At 63.1% G+C, this 14801-nt stretch carries 14 protein-coding genes; all 14 read left to right on the top strand.

The genetic code is table 11. The features are described 5' to 3' along the window. Positions 1 to 47: 47 nt before the first annotated feature. Positions 48 to 1598, top strand: a complete 1551-nt coding sequence (locus tag TU34_RS08780; protein ID WP_045822499.1) for an APC family permease — start codon at positions 48 to 50, stop codon at positions 1596 to 1598. A 4-nt stretch (positions 1599 to 1602) separates the two neighbouring features. Then, positions 1603 to 3210: a GMC family oxidoreductase gene (locus TU34_RS08785; RefSeq protein WP_045822500.1), complete on the top strand. Its 1608-nt coding sequence runs from the start codon at positions 1603 to 1605 to the stop codon at positions 3208 to 3210. A 24-nt stretch (positions 3211 to 3234) separates the two neighbouring features. Beyond that, a complete protein-coding gene (dapB, locus tag TU34_RS08790; protein WP_045822501.1) occupies positions 3235 to 3993 on the top strand; it encodes a 4-hydroxy-tetrahydrodipicolinate reductase in 759 nt (252 codons plus the stop codon). Positions 3994 to 4002: 9 nt separating this feature from the next. Continuing rightward, the gene (locus tag TU34_RS08795; RefSeq protein WP_045822502.1) at positions 4003 to 4506 is read left to right on the top strand and encodes a hypothetical protein; all 504 of its coding nucleotides are present in this window, start codon (positions 4003 to 4005) and stop codon (positions 4504 to 4506) included. 50 nt (positions 4507 to 4556) lie between these two features. Continuing rightward, positions 4557 to 4958 carry a flavodoxin family protein gene (locus TU34_RS08800; RefSeq protein ID WP_045822617.1) on the top strand — a complete coding sequence of 134 codons (402 nt, stop codon included), beginning with the start codon at positions 4557 to 4559 and terminating at the stop codon, positions 4956 to 4958. Positions 4959 to 5003: 45 nt separating this feature from the next. Continuing rightward, positions 5004 to 5801 (top strand): thymidylate synthase, encoded by a 798-nt coding sequence (locus TU34_RS08805; protein WP_045822503.1) that lies wholly within the window; start codon positions 5004 to 5006, stop codon positions 5799 to 5801. After that, positions 5798 to 6316 carry a dihydrofolate reductase gene (locus TU34_RS08810; protein WP_045822504.1) on the top strand — a complete coding sequence of 173 codons (519 nt, stop codon included), beginning with the start codon at positions 5798 to 5800 and terminating at the stop codon, positions 6314 to 6316. Before TU34_RS08805 ends, TU34_RS08810 begins: the two co-directional genes overlap by 4 nt. Next, positions 6313 to 7539, top strand: coding sequence for a winged helix-turn-helix domain-containing protein (locus tag TU34_RS08815; RefSeq protein WP_045822505.1), 1227 nt, complete (start codon positions 6313 to 6315; stop codon positions 7537 to 7539). The genes TU34_RS08810 and TU34_RS08815 overlap by 4 nt, the downstream gene beginning before the upstream one ends. Before the next feature lie 96 nt (positions 7540 to 7635). After that, on the top strand, positions 7636 to 8388 hold the full coding sequence (thyX, locus tag TU34_RS08820; RefSeq protein ID WP_045822506.1) for an FAD-dependent thymidylate synthase: 753 nt from the start codon (positions 7636 to 7638) through the stop codon (positions 8386 to 8388). 62 nt (positions 8389 to 8450) lie between these two features. After that, complete coding sequence (dapA, locus tag TU34_RS08825; RefSeq protein WP_045822507.1) at positions 8451 to 9356, top strand: 4-hydroxy-tetrahydrodipicolinate synthase; 906 nt, start codon at positions 8451 to 8453, stop codon at positions 9354 to 9356. Next, complete coding sequence (locus TU34_RS22670; protein ID WP_045822508.1) at positions 9353 to 11422, top strand: ribonuclease J; 2070 nt, start codon at positions 9353 to 9355, stop codon at positions 11420 to 11422. Before dapA ends, TU34_RS22670 begins: the two co-directional genes overlap by 4 nt. Before the next feature lie 747 nt (positions 11423 to 12169). Then, a complete protein-coding gene (locus TU34_RS23520; RefSeq protein WP_150116463.1) occupies positions 12170 to 12979 on the top strand; it encodes a hypothetical protein in 810 nt (269 codons plus the stop codon). Further along, the gene (locus TU34_RS23525; RefSeq protein ID WP_150116464.1) at positions 12976 to 13575 is read left to right on the top strand and encodes an HAD family hydrolase; all 600 of its coding nucleotides are present in this window, start codon (positions 12976 to 12978) and stop codon (positions 13573 to 13575) included. Before TU34_RS23520 ends, TU34_RS23525 begins: the two co-directional genes overlap by 4 nt. Further along, a complete protein-coding gene (locus tag TU34_RS23530; protein ID WP_150116465.1) occupies positions 13572 to 14702 on the top strand; it encodes a hypothetical protein in 1131 nt (376 codons plus the stop codon). The genes TU34_RS23525 and TU34_RS23530 overlap by 4 nt, the downstream gene beginning before the upstream one ends. Positions 14703 to 14801 lie beyond the last annotated feature (99 nt).

Here is a 14801-nt window from a genome sequence, read left to right on the forward strand (position 1 = left end):
GCAGTCGTCACCACGAGATCCGATTCCGCTTCGCCCGAGGGGGCAGCATGACCATCGAGAAACCCATCGATCCCGACAACGGGATGGAACATTTCGGCTACAAGGAGAGCCTCGACCGCAGCATCGGCAAATTCGCCAGCTTCGCCGCCGGGGTCAGTTACATCTCCATCCTCACCGGCACCTTCCAGCTGTTCTACTTCGGGTTCGGCACCGCGGGCGCGGCGTATCTGTGGAGCTGGCCCATCGTGTTCGTCGGACAGCTCGCCGTCGCACTGTGTTTCATGGAGCTCGCCGCGAAGTACCCGATCGCGGGGTCGGTCTACAACTGGGCCAAGATCCTGGGCAACAAGGTGGTCGGGTGGTTCTCGGGCTGGATGATGCTGACCGCCTCGATCGTCACGATGTCGGCGGTCGTGTTGGCGATCGACTCGACACTGCCGAAGATCTGGAGTGGTTTCCGGCTCATCGGATCCGACGACCTCACCGTGGTGTCGCCGTCGAATGCCGTTCTGCTGGGGTCGATCCTGGTGCTCGCGACGACGGCCATCAACGCCTTCGGCGTCCGGCTGATGTCGATCATCAACAGCACGGGCGTGTTCATCGAACTCATCGCCGCGGTGCTGATCGCGGTCATCCTGGCGTTCAACATCGACCGCACCCCGGCGGTGTTCTTCTCGACCAACGGTTACGGCGCAGGGGAGAGCGGCGGGTATCTCGGCGCGTTCCTCATCGCCTCGCTGGCGTCGGGGTATGTCATGTACGGGTTCGACACCGCCTCGTCGCTCGGTGAGGAGACGGTCAATCCCCGTAAGACCGCGCCGTCGGCGATCCTAAGGGCAATCCTCGCCTCGTTCGTGATCGGTGGGGCGATCCTCGTGTTCGCCATCCTCGCCGCACCGAACCTCTCCGATCCGGCGCTCGCCGCGCAGGGCGGACTCCAGCAGATCGTGCTCGACGTCATGTACGGCCCGGTCGGCAAGATCTTCCTGATGTGCATCGTGGTCGCGGTGTTCGTGTGCACCCTCGCCGTCCACACCGCCGCCATCAGGCTCACGTTCGCCATGGCTCGCGACAACGCGCTGCCCTTCGGCGAATCGCTGGCCAAGGTGCACCCCCGCACCCAGGCTCCGGTCATCCCGTCGGTCCTGATCGGTGTGTTGTCGATCCTGATCCTCGTGATCAACATCAACCAGCCGACCATCTTCCTGCTGCTGACGTCGGTGGCGATCATCATGATCTACATCGCGTACCTGATGGTGACGGGTCCGCTTCTTCTGCAGCGCTTTCGAGGGCAGTGGCCGCCGCCGGATCTCAAGGCGGGCGGGTATTTCTCGATGGGGCGCTGGGGACTCCCGGTGAACATCGTGGCCGTGCTGTGGGGGATCGGGATGGCGATCAACCTCGCGTGGCCGCGCGAGGCGGTGTACGGCGCTCCCTGGTACAACACGTGGGCCGCGTTCATCTACATCGGCGTCATCGGCGGAGTCGGTCTGCTCTGGTACTTCACCGTCGGCAGCCGGGGCATGGGGACGCTGAGGTCACACGCCTCGGAGACCAAGTCCGACGCCGTACCGTTCCCCGGACCCGAGGGAGTCTGACCACATGGCTGATCCACTGCACGAGAACGAGGTCACCGCAGGGCGGTTCGACTACGTGATCGTCGGCGGCGGCACCGCCGGATGTGTGCTCGCCGCCCGATTGAGCGAGGACCCGGAGGTGACCGTCTGTCTCATCGAGGCCGGCCCCACCGACGTCGGCAACGACGACGTGCTGGTGCTGAGCGAATGGATGCACCTGCTCGATTCCGGCTACGACTGGGACTACCCGATCGAACCGCAGGAGCGTGGGAACGATTTCATGCGGCACGCCCGCGCCAAGGTCCTCGGTGGGTGTTCCTCGCACAACTCGTGTATCGCCTTCTGGCCGCCCGCGGAGAGCCTCGACGAGTGGGAGCGGATGGGGCTGACCGGGTGGGGGGCCGCCGACGTGCACCCGCTGGTGCGGCGACTCGAGAACAACGACGCACCGGGCGACCACGGTCACGACGGACCCGTCCGGCTGCGCGACGTTCCCGCCGAGGATCCCTGTGGAGCTGCGGTTCTCGACGCGGCCGCGGCAGCGGGACTGCCCACGGTGGGATTCAACCGTGGCGAGACGGTGCGCACCGGCGCCGGGTGGTTCCAGATCAACGCCGGCGAGGACGGTCTGCGCATGTCGACCTCGCATGCCTACCTGCACCCGATCATCGGGACCCGCCCCAATCTCGAGGTCCGCACGGGCTGCTGGGCGCAGGAGATCCTGTTCGACGGCGACGACGGCTCGGGCACCACCGCCGTCGGTGCCCGCTACCAACGCCCCGATCTCACCGGCTTCGACGTGGTGGGCGCGGACCGTGAGGTCATCGTGACCGCCGGCGCCATCGACACCCCGAAGCTGCTGATGCTCTCGGGGATCGGTCCGGCCGACCACCTGCGTTCGATGGGTGTCGACCTTCGGGTCGACTCGCCCGGGGTGGGCTCGAACCTCGACGATCACGTCGAGGGCCTCGTGTTCTGGGAGGCGGCGCAGCCCATGGTCACCACGTCGAGCCAGTGGTGGGAGATCGGGCTGTTCGCCTCGACCGGTCATTCCCCGGAGACCGACGCCCTGGGCCTACCGGACCTGATGATGCATTACGGCAGTGTGCCGTTCGACATGAACACGCTGCGGTGGGGATACCCGACCACCGACAACGGGTTCTGCCTGACCCCGAACGTCACGCAGGGTCTGTCCCGCGGAACGGTGCGGCTGCGCAGCCGCGACTTCCGTGATCGCCCTCGAGTGGATCCGCGCTACTTCACCGACGCCGGTCACCACGACGAGACGGTGATGCTCGCCGGTATCCGCCTCGCCCGCGAGATCGCGGCGCAGGAAGCGCTGCGACCGTGGATCGCCCGGGAACTCGCACCCGGTCCCGACGCCGTCACCGACGACGATCTCATCGACTACATGCACAAGACCCACAACACCGTCTATCACCCGGCGGCCACGGCGAAGATGGGTACCGACGCCGATCCGATGGCCGTCCTCGACCCGCAACTGCGCGTCCGCGGGACGCAGCGACTGCGCGTGGTCGACGCCTCGGCGATGCCGAAACTGCCCACGGTCAACCCCAACATCTCGGTGATGGCCATGGCCGAGAAGTGCGCGGACCTGCTGCGTGCGACCTGACCCGCGTGGGGGATCATGAACGTCATGGCTGGTGGTGACGGGATCCGCGTCGGGGTGTTCGGTAGTGGCGGCAAGGTGGGTCAGGCGATCGTCGATGCGGTCGAGGCCGCCGACGACCTGACCTTCACCGTGGGAGTCGACAAGGACGACGACCGGTCGTCGCTGGTCGACTCCGGCACACAGGTCGTCGTCGACTTCACGCACCCGTCGGTGGTGATGGACAACCTCGAGTTCCTGATCGGCAACGGTATCCACGCCGTCGTCGGCACCACCGGTTTCGACGACGACCGTCTCGCCCAGGTCCGCGGTTGGCTCGACGACGCACCCGGCGTCGGTGTGCTCATCGCCCCCAATTTCGCGATCGGCGCGGTTCTGAGCATGCGGTTCGCCGCTGCGGCGGCCCGGTTCTACGATTCGGTCGAGGTCATCGAGCTCCACCACCCGCACAAGGCCGACGCGCCCTCGGGAACCGCGTACCGCACCGCGCGCCTGATCGCCGAGGCGCGCGCCGACGCCGGAGCGGCGCCGATGCCCGACGCGACCTCGACCGCCCTCGACGGCGCCCGCGGTGCCGACGTCGACGGCGTCCGCGTGCACTCGGTGCGACTCGCGGGGCTGGTCGCGCACCAGGAGGTGCTGCTGGGCACCGAAGGGGAGACGCTGACCATCCGGCACGACTCGCTCGACCGCACCTCGTTCGCCCCGGGCGTGCTGCTCGGCGTGCGCCAGATCGGCAACCGGCCGGGCCTCACGGTCGGTCTCGACGACCTGCTCGACCTGTAGGGCGTCGTGATGGGCGAGCGCTCCAAGCGCGACTTCTACTCCCGCGACTCGCGACCGATCGTGCTCGTGATCGTGGTCATCCTCATCCTGCTGGCCTTCTACATCGGGCTGCTCGGTGTCCGCGGTGTCCAGCTGATCCAGGACGGGTCGGTGGTCGGGATCGGACTGGGCATCGGCGTGCTGATCCTGCCGTTCCTCGGGGTCTGGATGGCGTTCACGACCGTACGGGCAGGCATCGCCCATCAACGCCTGGGTCGCCGGATGCGCGAGGAGGGCCGCGAACTCGACGTCTCCGACCTCCCACGACGGCCGTCGGGCCGGCTGGAACGCGACGCGGCCGACGAGCTGTTCGCGACGGTCAAGACCGAGTGGGAGGCCGATCCCGACAACTGGCGCAACACCTATCGCATCGCCCGCGCCTACGACTTCGCCGGCGACCGCTCGCGAGCCCGCGAGATGATGAAACGCGCTGTTGCACAGGAGAAGGCCGAGCACGGCGGGCCGCAGGCGTGACGGCTCGACTCCTGATCGTCCACCACACCCCGTCGCCGCACACCCAGGCGATGTTCGAGGCGGTGCTCGCCGGGGCGGCCGATCCGGAGATCACCGGAGTCGAGGTGATCCGCCGCCCGGCGTTGTCGGTCAGCGCATCGGACTTCCTCGACGCCGACGGATACGTCCTCGGCTGCCCGGTGAACCTCGGCTACATCGCCGGCGCCCTGAAACACGCCTTCGACACCAGCTACTACCAGATCCTCGACACCACCCGGGGCCGTCCGTTCGGGGTCTACCTGCACGGCAACGAAGGCGCAGAGGGTGCCGTCCGCGCCATCGACTCGATCACCACCGGCCTCGGCTGGACCAAGGCTGCCGAGTACGTGATCGCCTCCAACAAACCGGACACCGACGCACTCGCCGCGTGTCGGGAACTCGGCGGCGTCGTCGCGGCCCACCTGATGTCCTGAGGCGCCTAAGCACGGGCGTCGGCCCGGAGTCCTAGACTCGGACACGTGATCGACACCCCGTACGAGGACCTGCTGGCGAAGGTGTTGGCCGAGGGGACACCCAAGGCCGACCGCACCGGTACCGGGACACGCAGCCTGTTCGGCCACCAGCTCCGGTATGACCTGGCGGCCGGTTTCCCACTCATCACCACCAAGCGGGTACACGTGAAGTCGGTGTTCTACGAACTGCTGTGGTTCCTGCGCGGTGACTCGAACGTGCGGTGGCTTCAGGAGCGCGGCGTGACGATCTGGGACGAGTGGGCCGATTCCTCCGGAGATCTCGGACCTGTCTACGGGGTGCAGTGGCGCAGCTGGCCGACCCCCTCGGGTGACCACATCGACCAGATCTCGAACGCACTGGCGCTCCTGCGGTCGGATCCCGATTCGCGGCGCAACATCGTCTCGGCGTGGAACGTGGGGGAGATCCCGCAGATGGCGCTGCCGCCGTGCCACGCGTTCTTCCAGTTCTACGTCGCCGACGGCAAACTCTCCTGCCAGCTCTATCAGCGCAGCGCCGATCTGTTCCTCGGCGTGCCGTTCAACATCGCCTCGTACGCCCTGTTGACCCACATGATGGCCGCGCAGGCCGGGCTCGAGGTCGGTGAGTTCGTGTGGACCGGCGGCGACTGCCACATCTACGACAACCACGTCGACCAGGTGCAGTTGCAGCTGTCGCGTGATCCCTACCCGTACCCGACCCTGCGGCTGGCGCCACGAGAGTCGTTGTTCGACTACGAGTTCGACGACATCGAGGTCGTGGACTACCAGCACCACCCGGGTATCAAGGCGCCCGTCGCCGTATGACGGTCGCGTTGATCTGGGCGCAGGGCAACGACCGCGCCATCGGTCGCGACAACACCATCCCGTGGCGCGTCCCCGAGGACGCCCGGCACTTCCGCGAACTCACCCGCGGCCACCGGGTGGTGATGGGGCGCCGGACCTGGGACTCGCTGCCCGAACGATTCCGGCCACTGCCCGACCGCGTCAACGTCGTCCTCACCGGCGACCGGACCTGGTCGTCACCGGGAGCGGTGGTCGCCCACGACCTGCCGGAGGCACTCGCAGGAGACGAGACCGTCATGGTGATGGGCGGCAGCCAGATCTACGACGCGGCAATGACGTTCGCCGATGTCCTGCACGTCACCGAGATCGATGTCGATGTCGACGGCGCCGATGCCCACGCCCCGGAGATCGACCCCACGCGGTGGGTGGCGACCACGCACGGTGAGTGGCAGGAGTCGACGAGCGGGTTGCGCTACCGGTTCCTCGACTACCGGGCCCGCCCCGACGCGCCGGCCGCGACCCCGCCGACATCGTGAGCGCAGCCGCCCTGCCCATCGCGCGAGCGCGGCGGATCGCCCTCGCCGCACAGGGCTTCGCCGATCCACGCCCCGGCGGCGTGGTCACGCGTCGACACCTGCAGCGGGTGCTCGGACGGATCCGGTTCCTGCAGATGGACTCGGTCAACATCGCCGTCCGCGCCCACTACATGCCGCTGTTCAGTCGACTCGGGCCGTACGACCCTGCGCTCCTCGACCGTGCGGCGGCCGAATCGACGGCTCGGGCACCTCGACTGCTGGCCGAGTACTGGGCGCACGAGGCGGCACTGATCCCGGTCGAGGACTGGCCGCTGTTCCGCTGGCGGATGGACGACTACCGCTACGGCCGGTACGGCAAGCCCGTGGCCGAGCCGCCCGAACGCACGGCGCTCCGTGCCGAGATCGCCCGCGTCCTCGCCGAGACGGGCCCGACCACCGGCGGCGAACTCGAAGAACTGCTCGGTCGACGCCGGGATCAACCGCGCCGGGGCAGCTGGTGGGATCGCAGCGAGGTGAAGCACGCGTGCGAGGTGATGCTCGCCGCGGGCGATCTCTCGGCGATACGGCGCGGAAATTTCGCCCGGTACTACGACCTCGCCGAGAACATCGTGGGGCCGGACCTCGCGAGCACCACCATCGACCGGGACGTCGCGATCCGTGAACTCGTTCGGCGATCGATCGGTGCGCTCGGCGTCGCGACGGAGACCGACCTGCGCGACTACTACCGACTGCCGGTCGTCGACGCCCGCCGCGCCGTCACCGAGCTCGTCGATGCCGGCGAGCTGACGCCGGTGACCGTGGCGGGGTGGGACCGCACCGCCTACCTGGATCCCGCCGCACGCACCCCGCGTCGGGTGGAGGCGTCGGCCCTGCTCGCCCCGTTCGACCCGTTGGTGTTCTTCCGGCCGCGCCTGCACCGCCTGTTCGACATGCACTACCGCATCGAGATCTACGTGCCCGAACCGCAACGCGTGCACGGGTACTACGTCTTCCCGTATCTGCTCGACGAAGAGATACCCGCTCGCGTGGACCTCAAGACCGACCGATCCGCCGGTGTGCTGCGGGTGCTCGGCGCCTTCGCCGAGGACGGCGTCGACCGCGATCACGTCGCGACCCGACTGGCCGCAGACCTGCGGTCGATGGCGGGATGGCTCGGGATGGACGACGTCACCGTCGGCAGGCGCGGCGACCTTGCGACGCTCCTGCGTCGCGCTCTCGCATAGGCGTCACCGACACCCGCGTTCTGCGTCGAGGTGCGGCACGGGACAATCGGAGCCGATCGAGTCGCCGGTCGGCCCGTCGAAGAGGAGTGCAGTCAGGTGTCGCAGTTGGTCCCGTTGCAGGTGCACATGATCGCGCACACCGAGTTCCATCCGCCCGCGGACATCCCGTGGTCGACCGATGTCGACGGGGGCGAGGCGCTCGTCGAGTTCGCGGGGCGGGCCTGCTATCAGAGCTGGGACAAGCCCAATCCCCGCACGGCGACCAACGCCGGATACCTGCGTCACATCCTCGAGGTCGGACACCTCTCCCTCCTGGAGCACGCGACCGTCACCTTCTACATCACCGGGATCTCGCGGTCGTGCACCCACGAACTGATCCGACACCGACACTTCTCGTACTCGCAGCTGTCGCAGCGCTTCGTCCCCGAGCACGACTCGAACGTGGTCCCACCGCCGGCGATCCGCGGTGACGCCGAGCTCGAGGACCTGTTCGTGACCGCCACCGACGCCGCCCGCGCGGCCTACACCGAACTGCTCGAGGCGCTCGAGGCCAAGTTCGCCGACGTGCCCAACGCGATCCTGCGACGCAAGCAGGCGCGGCAGGCGGCGCGGTCGGTGCTGCCGAACGCGACCGAGACGAAGATCGTGGTGAGCGGCAACCTGCGTGCCTGGCGGCACTTCGTCGGGATGCGGGCCACCGAGCACGCCGACGTCGAGATCCGGCAGCTCGCGATCGAGTGTCTGCGACAGCTGTCGGGCCTCGCCCCGACCGTGTTCGGCGATTTCGAGATCGGAACCCTGGCCGACGGCACCGAGGTCGCGACCTCGCCGTTCGTGGTGGACAGCTGACCGACGCGGCCGCAGGTGGGTTGTGCGGCTCGGCCCCGCCGCCGGGCGGTAGCCTGACCACTATGAACAGCGGCCAGACGCAGCGTGAGCTGTATCCGTTCGGAACCGTGGGTGTCGCGATGGTGACACCGTTCGCCGCCGACGGCAGCCTCGACCTCGACAAGGCAGTCGAACTCGCGACCCATCTCGTCGATCGCGGGGTCGACGGCCTCGTGATCTCGGGTACCACCGGGGAGTCACCGACCACCACCGTGACCGAGAAGCTCGACCTGCTCAGCGCGGTGCTCGACGCGGTCGGCGACCGTGCACGCATCACGCAGGGGGCCGGCAGCTACGACACCGCCGAGAGCGTGCGCTTCGCGGTCGAATCGGCCAAGCGCGGGGCGCACGGTCTGCTCGTCGTGACGCCCTACTACTCGCGGCCGCCGCAGACCGGTCTGCTGGCCCATTTCACGGCGATCGCCGACGCGACCGACCTGCCCGTGCTGCTCTACGACATCCCGCCGCGCTCGGTGGTGCCGATCGAGCACCGCACGCTTCTGGAACTGGCGAGGCACCCCAACATCGTCGGCGTCAAGGACGCCAAGGGCGATCTGAACTCGGCCGCGTCGCTCATCGCCGACGCCGGTCTGCAATACCTGTCCGGTGAGGACGCGCTCAATTTGCCGTGGCTGGCGGTGGGTGCGTCGGGATTCGTCTCGGTGATCGGCCACCTGGTGCCGGAGCGGCTCAGAGATCTGCTCGACGCTGTGGAAAAGGGTGACATGATTCGTGCACGGGAGATCAACCTCTCGCTCATACCGTTGGTGAACGCGATGGGGCGGCTCGGTGGTGTGACGATGGTGAAGGCCGCACTGCGGATCACCGGTCTCGACGTCGGGGAACCGCGTCTGCCGCAGATGCCGGCCACCGGGCCGCAGATCGAGTCGCTGATCGCGGATCTGCGTGCAGCGCAGGTTCTCTCGTGACCGGTCCCGAGCAGGCGAACGGCGAACCCACCGCTCCGAAACGTCGGCGTCGCGCGGCCACCCGCCGCAGCGGTCCGCCCGAACCGGCGGCCCCCACGCCTCCGGCGCACGAGCAGCCGACGGCGGCGGCCGCACCCGTGAAGACGAATGCCGCTCCGGCGCAGGAGAAGTCGGCACCTACGCAGAAGAAGGCCTCCGGGCCTGCCGTGAAGGACTCGGCCGGCAAGGACTCGGCCCGATCGGCGGAATCCTCCGGTGGCGGACGTCGTCGGGGCAAGAACTCTCGCGGCAACGGCGGTGGGGGAGGTTCCTCGGAGCCACGCCGCGATCGGTCCCCGCAGGTCGCCTCGCAGCCCGTCGGTGACGTCACCGACCGCCTGGGGCTGCCGAAGAAGTTGCCGCGCAACGGTTTGCGTGTCGTGGCGCTCGGCGGTATCGGCGAGATCGGCCGGAACATGACCGTGTTCGAGTTCGACGGCAAGCTGCTCATCGTCGACTGTGGAGTCCAGTTTCCCGACAAGGAGCCCGGGATCAGCTTGATGATTCCCAATTTCTCGCCGATAGCGAAACGAATCAACCAAATTGAAGCTATTCTTTTGACACACGGGCACGAAGACCATATCGGTGCGATACCTTACCTACTTCGTCTACGATCAGATATTCCAATCTTCGGTTCAGTATTTACCTTGGCAATCTTGAAGGCGAAGTGCGCTGAACACCGAATCAGTCCGAATTTGATTCCGGTCGAGAATGGCACCCGAACGCAGCATGGGGCGTTCAGTAGCGAATTTATTTCCGTGACGCATTCTATTCCACACTCGTTCTCTATTGGAATTACTTGCGGCGAAACTCGGATTTTTCATAGTGGAGATCTGAAGATCGACCCGACGCCAATAGACGGTCGTATCACTGATCTCAATCGAATGGCGCTATTTGCCCAAGCCGGACTGGACCTTGCCCTCGTCGACTCAACTAACGCGGATATTCCAGGCTTTGTCGCCTCCGAACAAGATGTCGCAGCAACACTCGACCGAATAATCGGTGCCGCGACGGCAAGGATCTTTCTGGCGTCTTTCGCTAGCAACATTCATCGCGTGCAAAGCGTAATCGACGCTGCAGAAAGACACGGCAGGAAAATCTGTTTTCTCGGCAGGTCAATGGTCCGAAACACCCAGATCGCGCTCGATGAGGGGTACCTAAACAAGAGGTCCGTTGATCTTATCGATGTAGATGAACTTCTGCGGTTGCCGGCAAATCGCACAATCATAGTTTGCACCGGCTCGCAGGGTGAGCCGATGGCTGCGCTTTCAAGAATTTCGCGTGGGCAACACCGTCAGATGAAAATTGAACCTGGCGACACGGCAATATTTTCTTCGTCTGTAGTGCCGGGGAATGAGAAATCGGTAACCGGTGTGCTTAACGACCTAACTCGGCGCGGAGCCAAGGTGATAACGTCCGCGCAGGACAAGGTTCATGTGACCGGGCATGCGCCAGCGGGCGAGCTCTTGTATCTATACAATATTTTGAAGCCCAGAAATGTTTTGCCAATCCATGGCGAATGGAAACATTTAGTTGCCAATCACCATATTGCTGTATCCGCAGGAGTCGATGAGGCTAGAGTGCTTATCGCAGAGGACGGCGTAGTTGTCGACCTAGAAGACGGGATTGCCAGTTTTTCTGGCCGACACAAGCTCGAAAATGTGTACTTGGACGGGGGGCGGCTTGACGACATCACCTCTCGTGTCCTCGACGAGCGAGATAGACTCACAGTGAGCGGGGCGGTTGTGGTCGCGTTCTATTACGATAGTGGCAACAAGCTGATCAACGGTGCGGTCAGGGTGGAGAGCAGGGGACTCACATCATCGGAAAGTCTCGATATTGAACTTGCGCGGTTTGTTTCCAAGGAAATTGATGGTCTTCTGTCGAGTTACTCGACGGCAGAGATTCTACAACGCCGAGTAGAGAGCATATCTCGCAGATGGGTAAAAGCTAAGTACGGACGCGAACCCGTGATAATTGCTGTGTTGATGGATCTACATGCGAGCAGCGATGCCGTCTGCAGCTAATGCGGTTCGGTAACAAACTGACCGTCACGCACAGTCAAAATGACGAGGTTTGATGCAATGTGTTCGTTTGGCCAAACCCGACAACTGAAAACTCGCGCTTGACCTTCAGATACACCCGCATGGATGCACTCCCAGCCCCTTTCGGTGGTCGGCGTAGGCGCGTCCGCTAGTTGCCTGATCAGCCGGAATCTTTCGGTTCGTGCTCCATTCCTGCGGCGTTTCCCATATAATCTGGTGTGCCTGGTCAGTAAGTGCCAGCCCAACTTCAGGGAAAGCTCCATACGGAATGACGAAAGACCTAGACCCGGATGGCAACTGGGATCGATTCAATGTCGAAGTTAACATTGTCTCACGCACGCGGCACTGGTTGATAGTTGTACGTCCGCAGCAAATCACACTGGGTTCATGCGCCCTGCTTTTGTGTCGCCCTGCAGGCAGACTATCTGACCTGAAGGCCGGTGAGTTGCGCGACTTTCGAAATGCTGTGTCGAAGTTTGAAACGGTAGTTACAAGGGCGTTCCACCCAGTCCATTTCAACTATGTGGTGTCGATGCAGCACGATCCATACGTTCACTTCCATGCAATTCCGCGGTATGACTCGCCAGTTACTTTCCGCAACACCAAATGGACTGACGATGACTGGCCCTTTTTTCTGGATTTTCCTCGCAATATTCAACCCACTCCAGACGCCCTACTTATGAAGATTGCGGAGTATCTGCGAGGGTTCGCGCGAGGAGGGATTTAGCCTTGGACGCGGCTGAATTGGACTATCGCTTCAGTAACTATCTGGCCTCACGCGACACAGTGCGCGCGGCGCTTCGTGTCGGATCCGGACCGATGGGCGAAAGTGACGAAATGTCGGATCTGGACTTCTTCGTTTATGTAACAGACATTGGTGCGTGGAATCGTGAGAACATGGTGGCGGCTTTCGAGACGCACTGTGGTCCCGTTGATATTTGTTATTGGACCGGTCTGCAGAAGTTTCATGCAATTCTGAGTGGTGTCGGTGTCGACCTCTCGGTCTATCCATCAGCGTATATCAACGAAATACGTCGCTGGCCTACGCTATTCTTCACCCACGACAGCATAGTCGTGGACCGTGACGGCGAAGTCTCCGCTGCTCTAAAAGATCGCACAGGGGCCTCTGCCGCCGACATGTTGAATACATGGGACGCTCTCTTCTTTCACTCCTCAAACATCCTTATCCAGCTTCTCCGGGGTGAGTACATTAATGCTCGCAGCAGAGCAAGTGGCCTGTTGGAAGCTTACATCTGTGTTTGCGAGCGAAGAACGGTCGGTACTCCGCGCTTCAGGGAACCTTCTCGACGTTCGGAACGCCGCATGTCGCCGGAGCTCAGAAAGCGAGTGGAGGAGGTCGCTTTCGCTGGCAGCCCACAAATCCTAGCCGACACCATACGTCGGATCATAGTTCCAGAGTTGTCGGAGGTTTTGCGCGGAGGCCTTGTATCTAGCGATCGGGATTTGGAAGGTCGGCGTTCGATTCTTAACCATTTCATACTGAATTTGGAAAAGGTGCAGAAGGAGCTGGACAGGTGAAGGTGCCACTGCTTGCGGTTGATCTGGGTGGAATTCTACTGACCGATCCGACCCTAGGTAAATTCTGGACCACGATTGCAAGGGGCAATGCAAGAGTTGAGGGAGCTATGCGTCATGCGTGGTTCACGGACCTCCGGTTTAGTCTTGAAAATGGAGATCTTGACGAGTCTGAGGTTTGGAATAGGCTTTCGAAGATTGCGGACCTAAGGCCTGACGTTGTGAGGGCAGCTTTTCTATCCGGTTTTTCGGAATTGCCGGCCGGCGTTGCAGGCGTTCGAGCGTGTCTCGCCCGCAATATCGGTGTAGTCCTTGCGACAAACCACTATGCGCCTTGGTTGGAGATATGGGAGGGAGAGTTCGATTGGTTCGGTGAGCTTTCCGGTTATTACTGTTCATCCGAGATGCGGTCCCGAAAGCCCGATGTTGCGTATTTCGAGGAACTTAAAAAACCGTTTCCGGACTCTTCTATTATTTTTGTGGATGACGACCCTAAGAATGTGGAAGCAGCGATAGGTGCTGGCATCATCTCGATTCGGGGAGACTCCACGGGTCGGTGGCTCGCGGAAGCTTTCGAGATGTGGGGGATCGAGGCGTGAGCTCAGACGTTAAGGGCTTAATCGCGAGTCTCCGCTCTGAACTTATGAATCATGTCGTTCAGGTCGACGTATTCTCGTCAAGCGACGCACGTATTGACGCAGCGGTGGATTGGATGATCGACAATCAGATGTCGGGCGGTGGATTCGGCAACGGCAGTGCGGCTTATACAGCAATAGCGGTCAATTCGATTACAAGATGGCGTCCCGAATGGCAATCGACAACTCGTTGCCATGAGGCCGCAGAGGCTTTGTTACGTCACGCCGAACCTGGTGGCCGTTTGGAAACTGTTTGGGATACGGCGGTGGCGATACGGGCGTGTGCCGGCCACGATTTGCACTGGAGCGAGTCGGCCCTTGGCTTTTTAATAGATGACGCCTCACGCGGAGAGTCACCGACGCGCTTAAAGTCACACCACATAGCGCAGCTTCTCGTGACGATCCACGAGTTGAGACCGGAGGAACTGCGCAGGGCTGCCTGCGCCGACTGGATCCGAGAGATCTCGTCCGAATCATTGGAGACGACATCCGCGTATTCACTTGGCCAGGTAGTTTGGGCGCGTTCGGTCTTAGCGATTAATGCGGACTCCTCGGCTCGTGCTCAATACGATGATCTGTATCAGTGGTTGTCTTCAGCAACGGTCACTAAGGCAAATTTCGTGGAGTTCTGTGCTGCCCTGATGGGGCTCGGTACAAGTCTACGTCCGAATCATAAAACGTATGTGTCGGTGAGAGTTGGGGAGATCTTCTCGGATGGTTTTCGCCAAGACGGCAGCTGGTACCACGACAGCTGGGAAAGTAGTTGGGCGCTTTTGGCCCTCAGTTCGGTTTCAACAATTCGGAAGATTGAAATGGGTATCCACGATCTAGGTGACCTATTTGAGGCCGCCGAAACTCAGGCGGATGGACTTCAGGCCACTATCGACGCGAAGTTGCTTGCCTTTTCGCACGGATCATTCTTGCGCATCTCTTTTTACGTGTCACTCGCCACGTCTATGCTCTTTATTGTAGTTTTGGGTTCAATATTCTCCCCTGATTGGGGATGGTTCTTGGGCCTACTTGGAGTGGTCAGCGCTCCTAGCGCATTTTCGGTTCGACAATTGCTATTGGAGCGCAAGCGACTGTCGTAGGAGTCAGACGAGGCAAAACCGAGTTACCAGGTCTGTCGCGGTTTGGATCGTCGGTCACTGCGCCCTTGTCGCTACGACCATTGTCGGTGCGCGCGAAGT

It is taken from the genome of Williamsia herbipolensis, assembly GCF_000964005.1.
GTDB lineage: Bacteria > Actinomycetota > Actinomycetes > Mycobacteriales > Mycobacteriaceae > Williamsia_A > Williamsia_A herbipolensis.

Coding starts and splice junctions, on each gene's coding strand:
- TU34_RS08780 (WP_045822499.1), top strand. CDS start 48: ATGACCATCGAGAAACCCATCGATCCCGACAACGGGATGGAACATTTC.
- TU34_RS08785 (WP_045822500.1), top strand. CDS start 1,603: ATGGCTGATCCACTGCACGAGAACGAGGTCACCGCAGGGCGGTTCGAC.
- dapB (WP_045822501.1), top strand. CDS start 3,235: ATGGCTGGTGGTGACGGGATCCGCGTCGGGGTGTTCGGTAGTGGCGGC.
- TU34_RS08795 (WP_045822502.1), top strand. CDS start 4,003: ATGGGCGAGCGCTCCAAGCGCGACTTCTACTCCCGCGACTCGCGACCG.
- TU34_RS08800 (WP_045822617.1), top strand. CDS start 4,557: ATGTTCGAGGCGGTGCTCGCCGGGGCGGCCGATCCGGAGATCACCGGA.
- TU34_RS08810 (WP_045822504.1), top strand. CDS start 5,798: ATGACGGTCGCGTTGATCTGGGCGCAGGGCAACGACCGCGCCATCGGT.
- dapA (WP_045822507.1), top strand. CDS start 8,451: ATGAACAGCGGCCAGACGCAGCGTGAGCTGTATCCGTTCGGAACCGTG.